Annotated in this window: 15 protein-coding genes; 5 read left to right on the top strand and 10 right to left on the bottom strand. The window is 46.2% G+C overall.

Annotation, left to right across the window (positions count from 1 at the left end; translation table 11 throughout):
- Nucleotides 1–29: 29 nt before the first annotated feature.
- On the bottom strand, nt 30–497 hold the full coding sequence (locus MUK70_RS07520) for a hypothetical protein (protein WP_244784747.1): 468 nt from the start codon (nt 495–497) through the stop codon (nt 30–32).
- A gap of 310 nt (nt 498–807) precedes the next feature.
- Between MUK70_RS07520 and MUK70_RS07525 the strand changes: the two genes are divergently transcribed.
- A complete protein-coding gene (locus MUK70_RS07525) occupies nt 808–3,081 on the top strand; it encodes a cation:proton antiporter (protein ID WP_234656046.1) in 2,274 nt (757 codons plus the stop codon).
- Nucleotides 3,082–3,120: 39 nt separating this feature from the next.
- Entirely contained in the window at nt 3,121–6,357 is a 3,237-nt protein-coding gene (locus MUK70_RS07530; RefSeq protein ID WP_234656045.1) for a cyclic nucleotide-binding domain-containing protein, read from the top strand.
- Here the strand turns inward: MUK70_RS07530 and MUK70_RS07535 are convergent.
- The 7 genes from MUK70_RS07535 to MUK70_RS07565 form a co-directional block, all read right to left on the bottom strand.
- Nucleotides 6,352–6,921 (bottom strand): HD domain-containing protein, encoded by a 570-nt coding sequence (locus tag MUK70_RS07535; RefSeq protein WP_234656044.1) that lies wholly within the window; start codon nt 6,919–6,921, stop codon nt 6,352–6,354. The genes MUK70_RS07530 and MUK70_RS07535 overlap by 6 nt on opposite strands.
- A gap of 2 nt (nt 6,922–6,923) precedes the next feature.
- Nucleotides 6,924–7,970, bottom strand: a complete 1,047-nt coding sequence (locus MUK70_RS07540) for an adenylate/guanylate cyclase domain-containing protein (protein WP_234656043.1) — start codon at nt 7,968–7,970, stop codon at nt 6,924–6,926.
- Nucleotides 7,967–8,341: a response regulator gene (locus MUK70_RS07545; protein WP_234605037.1), complete on the bottom strand. Its 375-nt coding sequence runs from the start codon at nt 8,339–8,341 to the stop codon at nt 7,967–7,969. The genes MUK70_RS07540 and MUK70_RS07545 overlap by 4 nt, the downstream gene beginning before the upstream one ends.
- A gap of 26 nt (nt 8,342–8,367) precedes the next feature.
- A complete protein-coding gene (locus MUK70_RS07550) occupies nt 8,368–9,732 on the bottom strand; it encodes an ATP-binding protein (RefSeq protein ID WP_244784749.1) in 1,365 nt (454 codons plus the stop codon).
- 153 nt (nt 9,733–9,885) lie between these two features.
- Nucleotides 9,886–10,578 (bottom strand): NAD-dependent epimerase/dehydratase family protein, encoded by a 693-nt coding sequence (locus tag MUK70_RS07555; RefSeq protein ID WP_234656041.1) that lies wholly within the window; start codon nt 10,576–10,578, stop codon nt 9,886–9,888.
- A 207-nt stretch (nt 10,579–10,785) separates the two neighbouring features.
- Nucleotides 10,786–11,640 carry an oxidoreductase gene (locus tag MUK70_RS07560; RefSeq protein ID WP_234656040.1) on the bottom strand — a complete coding sequence of 285 codons (855 nt, stop codon included), beginning with the start codon at nt 11,638–11,640 and terminating at the stop codon, nt 10,786–10,788.
- 87 nt (nt 11,641–11,727) lie between these two features.
- Nucleotides 11,728–12,630 (bottom strand): helix-turn-helix domain-containing protein, encoded by a 903-nt coding sequence (locus MUK70_RS07565; protein WP_234656039.1) that lies wholly within the window; start codon nt 12,628–12,630, stop codon nt 11,728–11,730.
- 92 nt (nt 12,631–12,722) lie between these two features.
- Between MUK70_RS07565 and MUK70_RS07570 the strand changes: the two genes are divergently transcribed.
- A complete protein-coding gene (locus MUK70_RS07570) occupies nt 12,723–15,272 on the top strand; it encodes a glycoside hydrolase family 95 protein (RefSeq protein WP_234656038.1) in 2,550 nt (849 codons plus the stop codon).
- 246 nt (nt 15,273–15,518) lie between these two features.
- Here MUK70_RS07570 and MUK70_RS07575 read toward each other — a convergent pair whose 3' ends face one another.
- Both MUK70_RS07575 and MUK70_RS07580 read right to left on the bottom strand, forming a co-directional pair.
- Nucleotides 15,519–16,175 (bottom strand): metal-dependent hydrolase, encoded by a 657-nt coding sequence (locus tag MUK70_RS07575; RefSeq protein WP_234656037.1) that lies wholly within the window; start codon nt 16,173–16,175, stop codon nt 15,519–15,521.
- Between the two features lie 76 nt (nt 16,176–16,251).
- A complete protein-coding gene (locus MUK70_RS07580; protein WP_234656036.1) occupies nt 16,252–16,821 on the bottom strand; it encodes a Crp/Fnr family transcriptional regulator in 570 nt (189 codons plus the stop codon).
- A gap of 259 nt (nt 16,822–17,080) precedes the next feature.
- Here MUK70_RS07580 and MUK70_RS07585 point away from each other — a divergent pair, with 259 nt between their 5' ends.
- Both MUK70_RS07585 and MUK70_RS07590 read left to right on the top strand, forming a co-directional pair.
- Complete coding sequence (locus MUK70_RS07585) at nt 17,081–19,513, top strand: ABC transporter permease (protein WP_234656035.1); 2,433 nt, start codon at nt 17,081–17,083, stop codon at nt 19,511–19,513.
- Nucleotides 19,514–19,524: 11 nt separating this feature from the next.
- Nucleotides 19,525–21,885 carry an ABC transporter permease gene (locus MUK70_RS07590; RefSeq protein WP_234656034.1) on the top strand — a complete coding sequence of 787 codons (2,361 nt, stop codon included), beginning with the start codon at nt 19,525–19,527 and terminating at the stop codon, nt 21,883–21,885.
- Nucleotides 21,886–21,891: the final 6 nt, after the last annotated feature.

Genomic DNA, 21,891 nt, shown 5'->3' on the forward strand with positions numbered 1-21,891 from the left:
CTTGAAGACTTAGCAAGTCTCTTCCCAATTTAATCTTCAATTGTCAAGTGTTCAATGACTTGCTCGTCAAGACCCTGCGCATGAAACTTAATAAATTCAATTTTTCCGCCGAACCATTCCAGCAGCTCCATTTTTTTCAAACTAGACTTTCTGTCTTCTAGGATTCTACGATAAGAACTCCATTCATAAGTCCTGTAATCCAGTTTATCAAATCCATGATGCCTCAATTGGTGATGTATATAATAAACCATCCTCGAAAAATAGATGTCATTATCAACAAGCTTTCTTCTGAAAAATTTTTGAAACAAACTGCCGCTGCGCCCTTCCTGAATATTGATGCTTTTCGCATAACTCATAAAGAAACGCCGAAAAAGTTCACTGACAATTTCCCCTACGCTCAGCTTTGAAATATCGGTCTTGGAAGGAAACCCTTTCGCCTTGACTTCAAACTCGCTGAAGGGCTTGATTCTTACGAGCAAGTGAAAATGGTTGGGCATAAGACAATATGCGTAGGTATCAACATACCCAGACAAGTATTCGTCGTATCTCTTGAGAAAATGAATATAATTTCTATTCTGAAAGAAAATCTTTTCTGTATTGTTTCCACGGTTATAAATGTGATAGAAACATCCTTCTTGCAGTATACAATGCATTGGTCCTGACATAATATTTTTTAGTTTATGCTTTGGACGAAAGTTGTTGTAAAAAGTCACTAAAGACTTGCTAAGTCTTATAGACTTAGCAAGTCTAGACGCCCTTTGTAACCATTATTTCGCTATTTTGCGTTCTTCACACCCATTACTGACGATGAAGAATCTCCGAAATGTACTTTTCTACACGATTACAATTGGTGCCTTTTCTACCTTACTTTACTTCTTTATCCGGCAAGGCCAAACACTCGAAAACACTGATTTACTGGCCAATAACCCTCTGCCGACGACGTCTTCCTGGGACCAGTTCTCAGACACTTTCAGCCACAACCTCACCCACCCGCTTGCGACGCTGCTCTTGCAGATCATTACTATTATTCTGGTAGCACGCGTTTTTGCCTGGCTTTGTAAATCGATCGGTCAACCAACCGTGATAGGTGAAATCGCAGCTGGAATTTTCCTCGGGCCTTCCTTACTCGGCATGTATTTCCCGGAATTTTCGACATTCCTTTTCCCTGCGCAGTCGCTGGGTAATTTGCAGTTCCTGAGTCAGGTCGGACTAATCCTTTTCATGTTTATCATTGGAATGGAGCTGGATCTTAAAGTCTTGAAAACCAAAGCACAGGAAGCCATAGTGATCAGCCATGCAAGCATTATCCTGCCTTTTGCGCTGGGTGTCGGACTTGCGCTCTATATATACCAACAATTCGCGCCTGATGGCATCAGCTTCCTATCATTCTCGCTTTTCATTGGTATAGCCCTGAGTATCACGGCATTTCCTGTCCTGGCCCGGATTGTTCAGGAAAGAGGACTGTCGCGCACGAAGCTGGGTATGATGGTGATCACCTGCGCGGCCACCGACGACATTACAGCCTGGTGCATCCTCGCCGCTGTCATCGCGATCGTTAAAGCGGGTGATTTCGTGAGCTCCATTTATACGATCATTCTCGCAGCAGCCTATGTTGTTTTCATGCTGAAAGTGTTGAAACCTGTTTTGAAACGCCTTGGTGATCATTATTCTTATAAGGAAGGATTGACCAAACCTGTGGTCGGTCTGTTTTTCCTGGTGCTGATGTTCTCCGCCTATTGTACGGAAGTCATCGGCATCCATGCGCTGTTTGGTGCATTTATGGCGGGAGTGATCATGCCTCCGAATCAGAGCTTCCGTAACATTTTTATAGAGAAAGTGGAAGACGTTTCCATGGTGCTCCTTTTACCGCTCTTCTTCGTTTTCACGGGTTTGCGGACACAAATCGGCTTACTGAATGATCCCTATCTGTGGGAAATTACAGGCCTCATCATTTTAGCCGCCGTAACCGGAAAGTTTATCGGAAGTGCTGTTGCTGCACGATTTGTGAACCAATCCTGGCGCGATAGCCTGATCATCGGGTCACTCATGAATACGCGCGGGCTCATGGAGCTGGTCGTGCTGAACATTGGTTACGACATTGGCGTCCTGTCCCCCGAAATCTTTGCAATGATGGTCATTATGGCGCTGGCAACCACTTGTATGACAGGCCCGGCGCTCGATCTGATCGACCGGTTCCTGCCCGAACAGAAATGGGAAGCATTTACCCAAAAAAATGAAGATTCGAGATTTTCCATCCTCATTGCATTTGCAAGCCCGCAAGGCGGACGCAAAATGCTGCGCCTGGCTTATCATTTCATCCAAAAACAATTCGCCTCACACCACATTACTGCATTGCATCTGTCTCCGAGCAGTTATTTGAGTCAGGTTAACACCGAAGAATATCAGTTGGAAACATTTCGACCGATCACCGAGGAAGCCGCCGCGCTGGACATAAGTTTCGCTTCGCTTTTCAAGCCTTCCCAAGAAATTGAGCACGACATTATCGAGACAGCTAATGCTGGAGAATACGATATGCTTATGATAGGAATCGGCCGAACCGTTTTCGAAGGGACATTTTTAGGCAAAATCCTCGGTTTCACCTCCAAAATCATCAGCCGTGAAAGGCTTTTTGACACCATTACCGGAAAAGAAAAGCTCTTTCATGCAGACGTGTTCGACGAGCGCACAACACACATTATCAAGTCCGTAAAGATCCCGGTCGGAATTCTGATCGAGAAAAACCTGAAACATGTTAACAATATCTTCGTCCCGATCTTTTCACCCGACGATAGCGTTTTATTCCAATTCGTCAAAAAGCTGGCTTTGCAGGAAAACATTTACCTGACCATCATGGACCCGACCAACGCGGCCAGTAAATCAACTGAGATTCAGGCTGAGCTGCAAGCAATTAATGAGCTGGACAACGGCCGCATGAGGTTGCTGCACGAGAATGTCCTTGAAAAAGATTTCCTACAGGAAAAGGATCTTATGATCATCAGCCTCGACAGCTGGAAAAAGGCCGTTGAGTCTCACAGCCTCTGGTTGTCGCATTCGCCGTCTGTTTTGATCGTGCGGGGATAAGTATTTATTTTACAGAAGCGACGACAGCATCCGAAACATATGATATCCCAAATTAAGAATAACAAAATTTTCAGCTCCGTCAACCCCCAGACGATCCTTTTCTTCTTTCATAACTTCTTTATTAATGTCGGCACAACGCTGGTTTACGTCTCCGCCAACGTTCTTTTACTCGAAAACCATCCCGAATATTCCCTGCCTATCGCTTACGTTGCCGCAGCGCTCTCAGTGATGGCAGCCGGAAAGGTTTATGAATATTTTGAGCACCATCTTCTCCTGAAAAGACTGAGCCTGGGGACAATGCTGTCCTCGCTGTTAATGGTCTTGGTGGTGATGGGCCTGCTATGGCTAGGACACGGCATTGCCACTGCGATTGCGATTATGGTGGGTTACCGCATTATTTATCTGCTTATTAACCTGGAATTCTGGGGCTTATCTGCATTGGTTTTTGATGTGCGTCAAAGCAAAAGGTTGTTCAGCGTGATTGGTTCGGGTGATATGCCTGCCAAGGCGCTGGGTGCGGTTCTGGCGGTTTTGATCCATTCGCCGTCCGTTCTGATGATCCTTCTGGTGATTTCGCTTGTGTTTTTTGCCCTTGCATTTTACACACAGATCTTGACTTTCAGGTTCACCGAAATCCCCAATCCGCACCACGCCCGGCCACGTCAGATAACCGCCTCGGATTCAAAGATCATTCAGAAATATTTTGGGGGAAACAAGCTGCTTACCTCGCTCTGCCTCGGCATGGTGGCCATTGCGGCGGCGGCGACCTGGATCGAGTATCACTTTTTTGTTAATGTTAAATACAAATTTCACAGCCAGCACGATGTAATTACGTTCGTGGGAACATTATTAACAGCCACTTACATCATTTCAACATTTGTAAAATTGATATTCTCCGGTAAAACGGTGGAACGGTTCGGTGTCAAACTCACGTTGTTTTTGCTGCCCTTAACGACCATTATCATCTCGCTGGGCCTGCTCATTTCTTCGTATTTCCGGAAAGACGAACCCTCGTTACTGGTCTATTACTGTGCAGCTTACCTGCTTTTCGAATTGGTAAGAAGAACCATTTTCGATCCCGTTTTCCTGGTTTTGTTCCAACCGCTTTCTACGAAAACTCGCCTGAAAGGGCACACTTTGGCCAAAGGTTTGTTCGAGCCACTGGGCATGCTCATTGCCGGCGGCCTGCTATGGATCATTTATTCGCAGCACCTGGGCAACATCAGCCTGACATTCGATCTTTCCCTCCTATTCGCTGTGGCTGCGCTGATCATTTTCCGAAAAGCTTACGGCCATTACATCCAGGAATTAAAAAGCGCGATCAGCAAGCGGTTTATACGAAGCGGTGAAATGGCTTCTCCTTCAGAAGCATTACCCATTATCACGGAGAATTTGAAGAGCGAACGAAAGGAAGAAGTCCTGAACGCGATCGACTGGCTGGCGCGTAATAAGGAATCTGTTCTTCGTAAAAATGTTGACTTCCTGCTCAAAAATCCCATCACCGCAGTTCGCCTGAAAACATTGCAAACGCTTGCAGGACTTGACAAACCGGAGCTTTCAGAAACGTTTTTGAAGTACATTGAAACCGAACCCGACACGGCTTGCCAAACCCTTGCAGTCAAAATAGCGGCTTCCAAATCACAGTTGACAGATGAACAACTGGCGCGTTTTCTTGCACACGAGGATCTGGACATTGTCAAAGGATCTATCCTGGGAAGTTGGGAAGCCGGCCGGTCATTGCCGCTCATTCACGGTACACTGCGCAGGCTTTTCCTGTCGGAGCAGGAAGAAGCGCAACTGATCGCATTGGACTGTGTGAAAACTACGGGGCTGAAAGCGTACGAAGAATTTGTAAAAACATGCCTGCGCACCGGCACAGAAAAGGTCAGAAACCGTGCCCTGGAAGTAGCAGCGACCGTTGGTTCGCCCCAGTTGTTGCGCGAACTAAAACCGCTGCTTACCGGCTCGTTGTCGAGACAAACCGTGGCATCGCTGATTAAATCGGGTGACTCGGGCATTGGCATTGTGGAAGAATGGCTGCGCAATGACCCATCCCGTGAGCGCCTGCAAACGCTAATAAAAGTCGCAGAAAAAACGAAACATGAATATATACTTCAAATACTTTTCAAGCTTATTAAAAATATTTACCATAATATAAGTTTAGTACATATAGAAAGTGGTGACCATTTTGCAGGAATTGATACTTATATTCACCGGGATGCTTTGAAAGCCTTGACCAGTTACTCATTAATGGCTGATTACAAGCAGGTTGTTTCCGAATTTGTTGAAAAGGAATTGTTTCATGCATCCATGCTTCTGAACGGCATGGACGAGACCGGACTGGATGAAAGGTGGAACGACACACTGGATTACGAACTGGAACTCACCGGCCAGCGGCTCTTCTATCTGTTTATGATGCAATATGACAAAGACGCTGTTCAGAATGCCTGGAAAGGAATCAGGCATGCTTCGCGCGAGAAAAGGGCCAACTCGCTGGAAATGATCGAAAGCCTTTTGCCGCGTATCCTATATCCATCATTACACGCATTGTTTGAAAACATTTCCATTCAAAAGAAGCGGGAGGCGTTGCGCCAATATATGGAAAACGAGGAAGCCGGCCAGTCGCTCATTCCTTACATCCTTACTCAAAAAGAAAAACTATTTACGGAATGGACCATTGCACTGGCGATTAATAAGAGCGACGATCAGAACGACCACGCACTGATTGAAAATCTAAACAAGCATTCTTCCCGCCTTATCAGGGAGGCAGTGCGCATCAAATTGGCAACCAACACTGAACCTTCGACTTTAAACCTCACGACCATGAAACACGCAGAAACTTCCCAGCAAATTTCGGAAATGGAACGAGTGATTGTTTTGAAAAACACACAACTTTTTGCCCAAACTCCCGAGAATGTGCTCAGCTCCATTGCCCCTATCATGAAAGAAATCACTTACAGCGACGGGCAGGAAATTTTCGCAAAAGGCGATCCCGGCGACTCCATGTACATTATATACACGGGGCAAATCGGCATTTACGACGGCAAAAAACAGCTTGCGCTATTCGATAAAGGAGAGATTTTCGGAGAGTTGGCGTTGCTCGATACGGAACCAAGATCTGCAACTACAGTCGCTGAAACGGACACGCTGGTTTTCAGGATCGATCAGGAAGATTTCTTTGAGCTGATGGAGGAACGCGACGAGATTTTGAAGAATGTACTGCGCATCCTTTGCCAGCGTATCCGTGCGCAAAACGAGAAAATGCGTCTGTTATAATAACGTTTTCAAATTCTCCTGTTTCCGGATTTCCCGCAAAAGCTGCGCCGATTGCGTCCAGTAACTATGTCCCGTGATAAATTTGACCTGCACTGCATTCCACGAATCGGTATCCGTGACCATCCCCCTTGCTTTGAGCTCTCTGTATAATGTTTCTCCAATTGGCTCAAAGTCTGCACGGCCCAGATAATCCAGGTCGGCATCACAAATGATTTGTTCCAAATGCGTTTTAGGACTTTGCGGGATCCGGGTGGCCATGATCATCCCGCAAATGATGTCGATCTGTTCCGGGCTGTAACCGAAACCCGGCAATGCTTTGCGCGCGATCCTGCACCCTTCCTGCTCGTGTTCCTTATACGTGTACATAAAACCGGAATCGTGATATAATGCAGCCGTTTTTAGCAAATCCCGCGACTCCTGGTCTTTTACCCCTTCCAAAGTCGCGAGGTGCAAAGCAGCATTTGCCACATCCAGTGTGTGATGCAAACCGTGATAATACAGTGTGTCGGATAATCTTTGCCGAAACTGGTCGACGATGTAAACTTCTGCTTTTTCAACATTCATGACTATTCCAAAACTTCGTAGATCTTGACAGGATTAGCTTTGTTTTTGAGCACAACTTCTCCCACCAAATTACATTTAAATGCCTCTTTAACAGCAAGGTAGGCGGACTCAGAAAGCAAGACCTGACCTGGTTTGGCTGCATTTTGCAGGCGCTGCGCTACATTTACCGCGTCGCCGATCACTGTATAATCCAGTCTTTTTAAAGCCGCAGACCCAATGTTCCCGGAAACCATTTCCCCTGCATTAATGCCGATGGAAACCTTTGGGAAATAGCCCGAATGCCCTTCCTGCTCTTCCTTGAAATTATTGATCTGGTTCCTGACAGCGAGAGACGATTCAATAGCGCGGTCGAGATGATATTCACCTCGAAAAACGGCCATTACAGCGTCTCCCATAAACTTATCCACCAGCCCACCTTGTGCAATGATCTCCTTAACCATGACATCGAAGTATTTATTGATCAGCTTTACGACAAGGTCGGCAGGCTCGTTTTCAGAAATGCTCGTGAAGCCGCACATATCCATAAAAACGACCGTTGCTTCAATGTTTTCGCTAGTCATAAGCGATTTTTCAAACGTATCCTGCGTCATGAACTGTAATACCGAAGAGTCCACGTACATGCGCAGAATATCGTTCTCACGAACGGCTTTCAGCGTTTCCCGCAGCTGCGCTACATAAGTGAGCGTCTTCTCCATGGTGACTTCAAGGTCCTTGAAATCAATGGGTTTGGTAAGAAAATCAAAGGCGCCCCTATTCATTGCCGTGCGAATGTTATCCATGTCGCCGTAAGCCGATACAATCACGGATTTCAGGATCGGACTCAACTCGCCGAGGCGGATGAGCAGCGTCAGACCATCCATTTCCGGCATATTGATGTCACTCAGAACCATATCCGTGTCGGGATGCTCAGCCAGTGCTTCCAGGGCTTTATAGCCGTTTTCGGCAAAAATGAATTCGTATTCCTGCTCGCGGATTTGTCTTCTGAATTTCTGCTTGATCAGCAATTGCAAATCAGCTTCGTCATCCACCACCAGTATTTTGGCTTTCATAAGGTTTTCAGCAATTTCTCTTTTAATTCAACAAAATTGACAGGCTTCGTCAAAAAATCATCTGCACCAAGCTGCATTGCCTGATCATGGTTGTTGCTATCGCCGTAAGCCGTGATCATCATCACTTGCGGCGGCGCTGACGGAAAGTCCTTCCGGATCGTCTTCAGTAATTCTATCCCGCTCATGCCCGGCATATTAATGTCAGACAAAATCATGACCACTTCGGAGGGATGCTGAGCCAGAAAAGCCAGCGCCTGCTCACCTGAAAATGCAAATGAAAATTCGAACTGCGCACTGCGGATTTCCTTCCTGAATTTCTGTTCAAAAAGCGACTTAACGTCTTCCTCGTCGTCCACTACAAGTATTTTCATATCAAAACAATAAGTTGCCGCAATGATCAGGCGATTGGAATTGTGATTTTAAACTCTGTTTTTTCGCCCGGAATGGTCTCCACGTCAAGCAATCCGTTATGGGAATTGGTGATAATATCGTAGCTCATCGAAAGACCTAATCCGGTGCCCTGGCCTGTTGGCTTCGTTGTAAAAAACGGCTGGAAGATCTTAGCTTTCACATGATCCGGCATTCCGGTTCCGTTATCCGAAACCCGGATGTAAAGCTTGCCTGCAAACATTTTGGTCGAAATTTTCACCTCAGGCTTATAGTCGTCCAGCTTGCCGGCCTCCGTAAGCATCCGTTTCTTCTCGGCAACGGCATAAAACGCATTGTTAAAAAGATTCAGAAACACCCTTCCCAAATCCTGCGGCATTACCATGACTTTGCCAATGTTCGGATCAAAGTCGGTGACCAGCGCTGCATTGAATTCCTTGTCTTTTGCGCGTAAACCGTGATAAGCCAGCCGCATGTATTCGTCCGCCAATGCATTGATTTCCACCGGCTCCTTCTCACCTGACGAAGCGCGCGAATGCTGCAGCATTCCTTTTACAATAGAATCTGCACGTTTACCGTGGTGCGTTATCTTTTGCTGGTTTTGGCTCAGATCGGCGATAATGCCTTTAATATAATCCTTGTCTGCATCCGGAATAGTCGTTTTGTCCACCTCTTCCTCCAACTCCTGGCAAAGCTCGACAGAGACTTCCGAAAAGTTATTGACAAAGTTCAGCGGGTTCTGAATTTCATGCGCAATGCCCGCTGTAAGCTCGCCGAGCGAAGCCATTTTTTCACTTTGTATCAGCTGGTTTTGGGTTGATTTCAAGTCGTCGATCGCTTTCTGCAATTCTTCCTTTTGCGCTGTAAGTTCCATGGTGCGCTCGGCAACAAGGTATTCCAACGACTCCTTTTGCGCCTTGCTGGCCATTTCCTCACGAAGCCGGTCTTCCCGTTCTTTCAGCAGGACTTTCCGTTGTTTCTGGGCATAAAACCAGATCACGAAGCAAAGTACGAAGGCAAAAGCGGTGGCAATGTCCAACCAGTCGTGGTACTCGTCATGAAACTTGGGTGCAGCCAATTCGACTACATCATTCAAAATTGAAATGACGACAAACGGTATAACCGACTGCGTAACAGATTTTATTGGCCTAAACTCGTCCTTTGTAAAAAGGATGAAGAGGATTGCGACCATGAATATATGCCAGACCCAGGAATACCAGTCCGGCGTGTCCATCACATAGAAAGTAGCAATTAAAGCAATGCTCAGATATCGGCCGAATAGCAATTTGCGGTCCCACTCCGGAAGGCTTGTGGCTGTCTGTAATGAAGACCGAACATACTGGATCAGGAAGAACGAAACTAGAAAGTAATCCATGCAGGTTTTACGGTGCTGTTTTTCCGTTTATAAGAATACCAATTTAGCAGCAAAGTAATTATTTTCACGGATTTTCTTGCATTAAGATGAAATAGGCACTAATCAAACCAGGGATAACAAAATATCTTCGCCGGTTTGAAACCGCGCCTGTTTTCAGACATACTGCCGGTCCGCCACGATTTTAATGTCTTTCACTTCCAGGACCTTTTTGTCGTAACCAAACTGCGTCACCTTGATCATGGCCTGACCGACCTGTGCGAGTGTCGAGACCGCATTTGGGAAGAATCTTTTGAAGAAAGGATACATCCAGGACAAATATTTCACAAATGACAATGTGTTTTTCAAACCCGGCGTGGGATGCATGTAGCCCGGGCGAAATGCGAAAACTTGCCGGAATGGTAACTTCATCAAATCATTTTCAGTTTTCCCTTTCACGCGCGCCCACATCGAACCGCCATTTTCCGTGCTATCGGTGCCGGCTCCCGACACGTAGCAAAAAGTCATTTCCGGGTTACGATTTACCAAAGTTTCTGCTACATGTAACGTTAATGTGTAAGTGGTTCCGGTATACTCAGGCTCCTTCACACCCACCGAAGAAATGCCCAGACAGAAATAACAGGCATTATAACCCGTCAACTGATCTTCAATTGGCTTCAAATTGAAAAAATCGCCATGAACGATCTCCTTCAATTTCGGATGCACGATGCCCGAAGGCTTCCTGTTAATGATCAAAACCGCCTCTACATTGTTACTCTGCAAACATTCATACAAAACCCCCTCGCCCACCATGCCAGTCACCCCGGTAACGATGGCTCTTATCTTGTTGCTTTCTGGAATATCTATCATGTCTCAAAAGAGTAAGAAGTGTTGCAAACTTGTCTTGCCAATCGCCCATTCACATGTTTTGCCAATCGCCCATTCACATGTTTTGCTGAGCGCCAATTCACATGTCATGCTGAGCGCCAATTCACATGTCATGCTGAGCGCCAATTCACTTGTCATGCTGAGCATGACAAGGAAGTGACTGCTCAGCAGGCGCTCTTCAAATATATCCTAAACGCTCTCCACTTCAAAGTCAGTTGAAACCGTCAGGTCTTTCCACGTTGCCAGCTCTTTTTGCAGGGCGTCAATTTTGCCGTTTGCAATGGCGAAGGCGTCGCTGCCCAGGAAGAGGTTCATTGGCGGGTTGGCTTCAGACACGATGCGGATCATGGCGTCAGCTGCCTTTTCCGGATCGCCTGGCTGCTTTCCGTTGATTTCATTTTGATGCGCGTTTTGAGAGTCACGCACTTCTTTGTAATCTTCAATCTGAACTTTTGGAAGCCCTATCGATGAATCGGTCAGGAAGTTGGTCCTGAAATAACCAGGCTCTACAACCGTAACATGCACACCAAATGATCTAACTTCCTCAGCTAAGGACTCAGACAATCCATTCACCGCAAATTTTGTAGCACAGTAAGCTCCGAATCCCGGAAAACCACCCATGAAGCCGCCAATAGAGGAAATGTTGAGAATGTGACCGGAGCGTTGTGCACGCAGATATGGCATTGCTTTGCGAATCACAGTAAAAACGCCGAAAACGTTGATTTCAAAGTTATCACGTACTTCACTGTCTGTGAGCTCTTCGACGCTTCCTAATAAACCATATCCCGCATTGTTTACAACCACATCAATGCGGCCAAAATGTGCGACGGTTTTTTCAATTGCTTCCTGCACGCTTTCCTCGCTTTTCAGATTGGTTGCCAGGGGCAAAAATTGCGGGCTGTCGTGATTAACCGCTTTTTGCAGATCTTCCAGATTTCTGGAAGTGGCTGCCACCTTAATGCCATTGGCAAGCAGCTTTTGAACCAATGTCAGCCCCAATCCTTTTGAAGCACCTGTTACGAACCAAATTTTATCAGTTTCCATTTTTTTGTTTGTTTTAATTTGATGAAACAAAATTAGGTTACCGGATAAAACCGGACATTGCGCTGTTCAAACAGATGATTGCAAAATTCAAACAATCCGAAAAGAAGTGGGTGTTTGACTCGTCTGCTTTTTGAAAAAGTTATTGAAATGCGCTGGTTCCTCGAATCCCAAACTGTAACTGATCTCTGAAATGTTCCAGTTGGTGTGCTTCAAAAGTGCAATCGCCTCACTGGCTATGCGCTCAGCAATGTGCGTTGTAGTTGTTTTACCCGTCGTTTCGCGGATTGCACGGTTTAAATGGTTAACGTGAACCGATAATTGCTGAGCAAAATCATGGGCCGATCTGAATGTGAAGCGCTGCGAAGGTGACTCAATAGGAAATTGCCTTTCAAGCAACTCTGTAAAGACCGCTGTAATCCTGGAATTGGCATTCGGATGCTGATATAGCGATTCCGATGGCTGCATTTTCATTGCATAATGCACCGTTTCTGTTACGTAATTACGCAGCAGGTCATATTTATATTGATAATCGGAATTGATCTCTTCCAGCATTTTTTCAAAAATCCCCTGCACATGTGCCTCCTGCGCTTTATTGAGTAGGTAAGCAGGTTTTCCACCCGGTGCAAACATCGGCAAATCACCCAGCCCGTCACGGATCCTCCCTGAAAAAAAGCCTTCGGTGAATATGCAAAAGAACCCGGAAATGCTGTCGGGACCGCCTTCCCATGTGTACGGGACCTGCGGATTGAAGAAAATCAATGTAGGACCGTCGGTTTCGAGACTTTTATCCGCGTAATGGTAAATGTTCTTTCCACGGATAAGGGTAATTTTGTAAAAATCCTTGCGGCTGTATTGAATAGGCGCCGAATTCGGTCCCATACAATCTTCCAAACGAAAAACATTGAAATGCCCCATGTCCCGTTGCAGATTATCAGGCAGCCAATTAAACTTATGCTGATAAAATTCTTCGAGTGTTTCTGAATTTGCCATAGCACGAAGTTACGAAATTCAAATAGAAATAGTAGAATGCAAATGATATAACCTTGTTTACCTGTCCCTTTAAAATAATTTTACAACCATTTATGAGATTAACCCAAGTACGACTTTCCGGTGCAAGAAAAGCGCTCAGCTTTTTCATTTGTACATTCATGTTCTTTAATGCGTGCAGCGTTGCCATTGCCCAACCCGATCTTAAATTCTGGTATAAACAACCTGCCAAAAACTGGAATGAAGCATTGCCCATCGGGAATGGCCGCATCGGGGCCATGGTTTTTGGACGGGTCGATGAGGAAATTATCCAACTGAACGAAGAAACGCTTTGGTCTGGCGGCCCGGTGAATACAAACCCCAATCCCAATGCGAAAAATTATCTTCCGCAAATCAGGACTGCGCTCGCCAACGAAGACTATAAGCTCGCGGAAGAACTTACGCAAAAGTTGCAAGGCATTTTCACCGAATCGTACGAACCGCTTGGCGATCTGATCATTAAGCAGGAATTTGGAGGTCAGCCAACCGCCTACAGGCGCGACCTGGACATTTCCAATGCATTGTCCTCCACCACTTTTACAGTGGCCGGTGTGGATTACAGCCGTGAAATTTTCATTTCGGCACCGGATCAGGTCATGATCGTGAAATTGAAAGCAAGTAAAAAAGGCGCGCTGAATTTTACGGCAGCCACACAAAGCCCGCTATACTATAATAATGTAGTGATTGCACAGGATCAGGTGGCAATGAAAGGACAGGCTCCTGCACACACGGACCCCAGCTACATGCAGACCATGGAACAGCCTGTAATTTATAATGACCCTTCTAAATGTCGGGGGATGCGGTTTGAGTTGCGCATGAAAGTGAAGGAATCGGATGGTAAAACGGTTGCAGATGCGCAGGGATTGCACATTACAGGGGCAACAGAAGTTGTCTTGATTTTATCAGCGGCGACCAGCTTCAATGGTTTTGATAAATGCCCCGACAAAGAAGGAAAAGACGAATCTCAAATCGCAGAGAAATCCTTGACGGCCGCACAAGGCAAAGGCTATGATGCGTTGAAAAGCGACCATATCGCTGATTATCAAAAGTTTTTCAATCGTGTAAGCCTGGTTATAAATGGTAATCCAAAAACGGAACTGCCTATGGACGAACGTCTGAAAGCGTATGCCGAGGGCGCGAAAGATGCCGGTTTGGAATCATTGTATTTTCAGTTTGGCCGCTATCTGTTGATATCCAGCTCCCGCCCAGGCGGCATTCCTGCTAATTTACAGGGCATCTGGAACCGTGAGGTTCGCCCGCCGTGGAGCAGCAATTTTACGACCAACATTAATACACAAATGAATTACTGGATGGTGGAAACGGCAAACCTTTCCGAGTTGCACGCACCACTCATAGACCTGATCGGCAACATTGCCATAACCGGCAAGGAAACGGCCAAAAATTTCTATGGCGCAAAGGGTTGGACGCTCCATCACAATTCCGACATCTGGGCAACGACCAATCCGGTGAGCGGAAGCCCGTCCTGGGCTAACTGGCCCGTCGGCGGCGCGTGGTTATGCCAGCATTTGTGGGAACATTACCAGTTCAGCGGTGATAAAGAATATTTATCTAAAACCGCTTATCCATTAATGAAATCAGCCGCAGAATTCTGTCTGGATTGGCTTATTGAAGACAAAAACGGCAAGCTGGTAACCGCGCCGTCCACGACACCTGAAAACATTTTCCTGACTGAAAAAGGCTTCAAAGGTTCGGTTTCTGTGGCTACTACGATGGATATGGCCATTATCTGGGACCTCTTTACGAACCTCATCGAAGCGTCCGAAAACCTGGGAACCGATGCGGAATTCAGACAAATGCTCATCGAAAAACGCAGCAGATTGTTCCCAATGCAGATCGGTAAGAAAGGCAACTTGCAGGAATGGTATAAAGACTGGGAGGACGTGGAGCCCGAGCACAGGCACATTTCACATTTGTTCGGACTGTTCCCGGGCCGCCAAATCTCCCCGATATTCACTCCCGAATTCGCAGAAGCTTCAAGAAGGACAATGGAACTGCGCGGCGACGGCGGAACCGGCTGGAGTAAGGGTTGGAAAATCAATGTTTGGGCAAGATTGTTGGATGGAAATCATGCCTACAAACTGATCCGGGAGCAATTGAAATTAACCGGCGTCGAAGGCACTAACTATGCAAACGGCGGCGGGACTTATCCAAACCTGCTCGACGCACACCCACCGTTTCAAATCGACGGCAATTTCGGTGGCACATCCGGAATCACGGAAATGTTGCTCCAAAGCCACGATGGCCTTATTAATGTCCTCCCAGCCATTCCCGACAACTGGACAAGCGGCGAAGTGAAGGGAATGAAAGCCAGAGGCGGCTTCGAACTCGACATAGCCTGGGCTAATGGTAAGATCACCCAATTGATCGTACGTTCGAAACTTGGTGGCAACTGTCGGATCGGCGTTGCCGGCGCTGTGAAACCTGCTTCGAAAGTGGCGTTGAAAGCAGCAAAAGGAAACAATGCAAACCCATTTTACAAAAGCACCCAACCATTGCCAGCAGGCGCAGCCGTGGTAAAAGCCGGAAGACTAGCATTTGATTTTCCAACTGAAGCCGGAAAGGAATACGTTTTCAAAGCGAAATAGCGGGCTGCGGATTGCTGGTCGTTACATGCCTCCGGCATTCAGCTTTCTGCACATTCATTTTTTTGCTACCAATATTACATCGCTCCGCGATTTCAAAGCAATGCAGGAGGCATGTAATATTGGTAGCGAAAAACAAACAGACGCGGCTCGAAAAATGCCGGAGGCATGCAATATTGGTAGCAACGAATATATGCGAAACGGGGAATCCCGGAGGGATGTAACGGCCAGTGAGACGTTGCTCCCAGGTTACAAGGAAGCCCGGTTCTTATCTACAAAATGCGCCAGAGAAAGCACAATTAACTGCAACACGGCGAAGGAAACAAATAACATTGGGATGGAATTTTCTGGCGGTGGACCGAACATATTATAGGAGTCGATGAGCAAGAAAAATGCGATGAGCAGCCAAAATCCCCATTTTCCCTTATTACCGATCGCTTTTGTATTCTTATAATAGAGATAAGCCCCGATTGCGAAAATGATCAATTCAAGGATTACGGTCCCTTCAAGCGAATTCCATAAGCCCATTCCTACTTTGACGTTCGTGAATGGTGTCAGCGGCAAATCAGCAATGTGCACGACTAGATCCAAAAACCAGTGGCTTAGCACTGCTAGTCCTACGATTACCGCGCTTTTGGCATCTTTTTTGAAAAACCAATACACAACCGCAGCGAGCAAGCCCCAAACAATGCCCATAAGTAAACTGTGCGTATATGGATAATGCACAAAATCAAAGGGTGTGACAACGGTAATGCCTGGCGTAACCTTCACCTGCTCAACATTGAACAACAGGAGAAACGGCCAGAGAATATCGACAAATTCGACGGCCACGAACAATGTTAAAAGCGAAATTTGGGGAGCTGCCTTCTTTACTCCTAATGCTAATCCATAATGACCTAGAAACATACAAATGGCTGGTTGATTAATGACTTTACAAAAGTATCATCGCCTTCATCAACGCCACTTGACCTATATCAAGAAATCAAATCAGCTGTTTGCGGCGGATACGGCTGATGGTTTCGGGCGTCATACCCAGCATGGAGGCGATATATTGCAGCGGCACCTGATTGAAAATTTCACGACTGTTTTCGAAAAGCACATTGTAACGCTGCTCGGCGGTCATGGACAGGAATGAGAACACGCGATCTTCGAGCATGACGAAACAATGCGCAATGAACAACTTTTCGGTCTGGTGCCATTTAGGAACGAAGTCCCCTATCCGATCATAATCGGCCTTATCAATGGTGTATAACGTAGTGTCGGTAAGTGCCTGGATGTTCCAGCGGGAAGGTTTGCTGAAAATGAAGCTGGAAAGGTCGGTGATGAAATAGCCTTTTGAAGAAATCCATTGGGTAACTTCCCTGTCTTCCAGGTTTACATAAACCCGCAGCAAACCCGACTGGAGAAAGCTTAGTTTATCGCAACTTTTCCCGGTTTTGAGATAGTAGTCTCCTTTTTTAACAAATTCGGGCTTAAAAAACGAAGCAACGGTCGTCAGATCGCTTTGTTCAAACTTAAAATAAGATTGCAGATAACTTTCCAGTTCCGTCATGGCCGATTTGTTATATATCAAATGTAACCACGCTCCTCCGAACCTCCAAAGCCCCGGCGCAGCTAAGCCTTACAATTGATCGTTTCCGTACGAAAAGTGTCCGAATGCGGACGGTTTTGAAAATTGAGACGCCCATAAGCGCCTTATTACAAGCATTTACGGCGTTTGGCATATATTTTATACAAAGAACTATGTTATACAATGTACCGATCTGTTAGCCATAAAAATAAAATACAACTCGCTCTAATTCTCCTGCCGTATGTTAAAAAACTATTTCAAAATTGCCTGGCGCAACCTTGTCCGTAACCGCGCCTTCTCTGCCATCAACATAACCGGGCTTGCCATCGGACTGGCGTCCTGCATGCTGATCAGTCTTTATGTGCTGGACGAACTAAGTTTCGATCGCTTTCATGAAAAAAGCGACCGGATCGTGCGCGTGGTGTTCAAAGGAATTATGCAGGGTGGAGAAATGAACGAAGCGCATGTCATGCCACCTACCGCAGCCGCGCTTAAAGCGGATTATCCCGAGGTTTTGGAAGCCACACGGCTAAGAAGAGGCGGCGCGCCGCTGGTGTTGCTCAATCAGAAATTGTACACGGACGACCAACTGGCCTTTGTGGACTCCAATTTCCTACAGGTTTTCACATTCCCTCTGATTGAAGGCAATGCAAAAACGGCGCTTCTTCAACCCAATACAGTTGTGATTTCCAGAAGGCTTGCCGAAAAATATTACGGAAAACAGGACGCGATCGGCAAAGTACTGACTTTCAAAGACTGGAAAACTCCTTACGCCGTAACGGGCGTGATGGAAGAAATGCCGGCGCATTCGCACATCCAATTTGATATGCTTGCATCCATGTCGTCGCTTGAAGATGCCAAATCCACTTCCTGGATGATTTCGGAGTTCTACACCTACCTTGTTTTGCCCGAAGGATATGATTACAAAAAGCTTAACGCCAAGCTTCCGCAGACGGTTGATAAATACATGGGCCCGCAGCTTAAACAGGCACTTGGTATGACAATGGCCGAGTTTCGTAAAAAAGGCAACAACCTGGGTCTATATCTGCAACCATTGACCGAAATCCACCTGCATTCAAATTATCAATTTGACCTGGGCACAACGGGCGATATCAAATACGTATATATTTTCGGTGCCATCGCGGTCATTATGCTGCTTATTGCATGCATCAATTTTATGAATTTATCCACCGCAGGCTCGTCCAAACGTGCACGGGAGGTAGGTGTAAGAAAAGTGATGGGATCTGAAAAGATTGAGCTAGTTGCCCAATTTTTGATGGAATCCATTTTACTTACGGGCATCGCGCTGATTTTGGGTACCATCATTTGCCTCGCCGGTTTACCGTTGTTGAATAGTCTTTCCGGCAAAAGTCTTGGATTTAGTCTGAAAGCGCTTCCGGCTCTGGTTCCTGCATTGCTGTTTTTTGGGCTTTTCGTTGGTGTCTTTGCGGGCAGTTATCCTGCATTTTTCCTTTCTTCTTTTAAGCCGATCTCCGTGTTGAAAGGTGGAAGCGCAGTGGTTAAGCTTAATTCTTCCGGAAAAAATATAGGTCTGAGAAGCGGATTAGTGGTTTTTCAATTCTTTGTTTCAATCACTTTAATGGTCGGCGCCACGGTGGTTTACCAGCAATTGAAATTTATCCAAAGCAAAAAACTGGGTTATGACAAGGATCAGGTTCTGGTTGTTCCGGCCTGGGCGCTGGGTAAAAATCTGCCTGTTTTCAGGGACGAATTGTTACGTGATTCACGGGTCAGCAATATTAGCCTGTCCGGTTATGTGCCTGCGGGACCATCGGATAATAACAATTACATGATTTCGCCGGAGGGTCATTCTTCGCAGCTTTTGAAAACACTTCGTTATGAAGTGGATTACAATTACCTGGAAACTTTGGGCATGCAAATAGTTCAGGGACGGAATTTTTCGAAAGATTACGGAATGGATTCAACTGCGATTATCCTGAACGAAACTGCCGCCAAAGCACTCGGCTGGCAGAATGATGCGCTGGGCAAGATCGTTTCCCGCCGCAACAATGAGGGCAAAGGCGCCGACTATCGCGTAATAGGAATTGTGAAGGATTTTCATTTCAAATCTTTGCGCGATAAAATCTCCCCGCTTGTAATGACATTGAACCAGGGGTACGGATGGATGATCATTAAGACGAAAAACAAAGAGGTTTCCGGCCTGCTCGCTAAAATGCAGAACCAATGGGACAGCTTCAAACCCGACCAACCTTTCACTTATTCCTTCCTGGACGAGCGTTTCAATGAAACCTATAAAACAGAACAGAGAACCGGACAAATTTTAGGCCTATTCGCCGGTCTGACCATTTTTGTTGCCTGTATGGGTTTATTTGGACTTGCCATTTTCACTGCCGAGCAAAGAACCAAGGAGATCGGCGTGCGCAAGGTTTTGGGTGCATCTGTGGCAGGCATTGTCGCGTTGCTTTCGAAGGATTTTCTCAGACTCGTCGTGGTGGCGATCATTATAGCATTGCCTGTTTCCTGGTGGATGATGAGCCGCTGGTTGGAAGATTTCGAATACAAGATTGACATTTCGTGGTGGGCATTGGCGCTGGTAAGCCTGCTCTCAGTGGCGATAGCGCTGCTTACAGTTTCGTTTCAGTCCGTTAAGGCTGCTTTAATGAACCCGGTCAAATCACTTCGCTCCGAATAATCTTTCATACCATGTTAAGACACAACTTTCTGGTCATTTACCGCAGTTTCAAACGGTTCAAAAGCACTTTCTTCATCAATCTGGCGGGGTTATCCGCTGGATTGGCGTGTACGCTGCTGATATTCTTATGGGTTTCGGACGAGCTGAAAATCGATAAATTCCATGCAAATGATGCGCAACTTTTCCAGGTTTTGGAAAATCGCATACAGGCTCACGGGACCATCACTTCGCCTACTACATCCGCGCCCATGGCCAGATCGCTGGCCGCTGAAATGCCCGAGGTGGAATATGCAATTTCCTCAAAGAACATTGAAACCACATTGTCTGTCAAAGACATTGATATCAAGGCGAAGGGCAAATATGTGAGCGAACCCTTCTTCAAACTTTTTTCTTACGAACTGATCGAGGGGTCCGAAGACCAGGTGCTGGCCGACAAAAACGCCATCGTTATTTCTGAAAATCTGGCGAGGAAACTGTTCCATACGACCGAAAACCTCATTGGAAAAGCCATAGAATTGCGGCACGAAAAGCAATATACGATCTCCGGCATTTTTAAAGATGTGCCGGAGCAGTCATCTGAACAGTTTGATTTCCTGACGTCTTTTGAGGTTTATCTTGACTTTCGGGGCGAGAATGCAAACTGGTTTAACACCGATCCGCAGACATTTGTCCTGCTTAAAAAAGGCACCAACGTGGCAGCATTCAATGCTAAGATCATTGATTTTGTAAAGACCAAAAGCAATGGCGATAACAAGCACCGCACCGTTTTCCTTACGCCCTACTCCGAGTGTTACCTGTATGGGCGCTACGACGGTGGTGTGCGTGCAGGCGGCCGCATTGAGTATGTACGGTTGTTCTCGATCATCGCCATTTTTATACTGGGCATTGCGTGCATCAATTTCATGAACTTGTCGACAGCAAAAGCATCCGGCAGATTAAAGGAAGTAGGCGTAAAAAAGGCGATTGGAGCGAGCAGAAAAGCACTGATCTTCCAGTATTATCTCGAATCTGTGTTTATGACGATGCTTGCACTAACTGCCGCGCTGTTGATTGTCTGGATTGCATTGCCGCAGTTTAATGAGATCACCGATAAAAAACTCAATCTTAATCTAGGTCCGGATGTCATCTTGTCACTCTTGGCAATAACCCTCTTTACAGGTCTTGTTTCGGGAAGTTATCCCGCGCTTTATTTGTCCGGATTCAATCCCGTTGCGGTTTTGAAAGGTAAGCTGATGACTTCTTTCGGCGAAATAGTGGTCAGGAAAGGCCTTGTCATTTTTCAGTTTGCATTGTCGGTGATCCTCATCGTCTCGGTGCTGGTGGTTTACAAACAAATTGAATTTGTCCAGTCGCAAAATCTGGGCTATAACAAAGACAACATTCTTTACTTTGAACAGGACGGCAAGCTGGAAGATGCGAAGAATGCCGAATTGTTTGTTTCTGAAATGAAGAAGATCCCGGGAATCGAAAGCGCTTCTACGATGGGTCACGATTTGACTGGGCACAATTCCGGCACTTCGGGCGTTGAATGGGCTGGTAAAGATTCCGAAAACAGGACTGAATTTGAGAACATTAGCGTCAACTACGACATGATGGAGACCCTGCGCATGCAAATGGTGGAAGGCCGGACGTTTGAAAAGTCTTTTGGCGCCGACAGTTCAAAGATTATCTTCAACGAAACAGCCATTAAATTCATGGGAATGAAAGATCCGATTGGCAAAACGGTAAAGCTTTGGGGCGAAGAAATGCAGATCATCGGCGTTGTCAAAGATTTCCATTACGAATCCCTGCACGAAAAGCTCAAACCTGTTTTCATCCGGTTAAGCCCGCAATCCACCTATACTTTCATGGCGAAGGTCAAGGCTGGGAAAGAGCAGGAAGTTATTGCGCAACTCACGCAGCTGCACACGAAACTGAACCCTGGGTTTACGATGGAATACCGATTTTTAGACGAAGAATACAGACGCCAATATGTCTCAGAACAACGCGTTTCGGTTTTATCAAGATACTTTGCCATACTCGCCATCCTGATCTCTTGTCTTGGACTATTCGGCCTTGCCGCGTTCACAGCGGAACGGCGGCTCAAAGAGATTGGAATTCGTAAAGTGCTGGGTTCCGGCGTATTCAGCATTGTTTATTTGTTATCCGGCGATTTTACCAAGTCCGTCGCCATAGGAATCGCTATCGCACTTCCAGTGAGTTATTATATGGCTAGCAGCTGGCTCGAGACTTTTGCATTCAGCATTGATCTGAAATTGTGGTATTTTGCGCTCGCGGGGATCGTTGCGCTGCTTATTGCTTGGCTTACAGTGGGTTCCCAGGCAATAAAAGCCGCGAATGTAAACCCTTTGCAATGTTTAAAAAGCGAATAAAATGCC

The sequence above is a fragment of the Dyadobacter chenwenxiniae genome (assembly GCF_022869785.1).
Taxonomy (GTDB): Bacteria; Bacteroidota; Bacteroidia; order Cytophagales; family Spirosomataceae; genus Dyadobacter; species Dyadobacter chenwenxiniae.

Excerpts from the sequence above, each read along its gene's own strand:
- MUK70_RS07585 (WP_234656035.1), top strand. The coding sequence starts at position 17,081 with ATGTTAAAAAACTATTTCAAAATTGCCTGGCGCAACCTTGTCCGTAAC.
- MUK70_RS07525 (WP_234656046.1), top strand. The coding sequence starts at position 808 with ATGAAGAATCTCCGAAATGTACTTTTCTACACGATTACAATTGGTGCC.
- MUK70_RS07555 (WP_234656041.1), bottom strand. The coding sequence starts at position 10,578 with ATGATAGATATTCCAGAAAGCAACAAGATAAGAGCCATCGTTACCGGG.
- MUK70_RS07560 (WP_234656040.1), bottom strand. The coding sequence starts at position 11,640 with ATGGAAACTGATAAAATTTGGTTCGTAACAGGTGCTTCAAAAGGATTG.
- MUK70_RS07520 (WP_244784747.1), bottom strand. The coding sequence starts at position 497 with ATGCCCAACCATTTTCACTTGCTCGTAAGAATCAAGCCCTTCAGCGAG.
- MUK70_RS07590 (WP_234656034.1), top strand. The coding sequence starts at position 19,525 with ATGTTAAGACACAACTTTCTGGTCATTTACCGCAGTTTCAAACGGTTC.
- MUK70_RS07530 (WP_234656045.1), top strand. The coding sequence starts at position 3,121 with ATGATATCCCAAATTAAGAATAACAAAATTTTCAGCTCCGTCAACCCC.
- MUK70_RS07550 (WP_244784749.1), bottom strand. The coding sequence starts at position 9,732 with ATGGATTACTTTCTAGTTTCGTTCTTCCTGATCCAGTATGTTCGGTCT.
- MUK70_RS07545 (WP_234605037.1), bottom strand. The coding sequence starts at position 8,341 with ATGAAAATACTTGTAGTGGACGACGAGGAAGACGTTAAGTCGCTTTTT.
- MUK70_RS07580 (WP_234656036.1), bottom strand. The coding sequence starts at position 16,821 with ATGACGGAACTGGAAAGTTATCTGCAATCTTATTTTAAGTTTGAACAA.
- MUK70_RS07565 (WP_234656039.1), bottom strand. The coding sequence starts at position 12,630 with ATGGCAAATTCAGAAACACTCGAAGAATTTTATCAGCATAAGTTTAAT.
- MUK70_RS07575 (WP_234656037.1), bottom strand. The coding sequence starts at position 16,175 with ATGTTTCTAGGTCATTATGGATTAGCATTAGGAGTAAAGAAGGCAGCT.
- MUK70_RS07570 (WP_234656038.1), top strand. The coding sequence starts at position 12,723 with ATGAGATTAACCCAAGTACGACTTTCCGGTGCAAGAAAAGCGCTCAGC.
- MUK70_RS07535 (WP_234656044.1), bottom strand. The coding sequence starts at position 6,921 with ATGAATGTTGAAAAAGCAGAAGTTTACATCGTCGACCAGTTTCGGCAA.
- MUK70_RS07540 (WP_234656043.1), bottom strand. The coding sequence starts at position 7,970 with ATGAAAGCCAAAATACTGGTGGTGGATGACGAAGCTGATTTGCAATTG.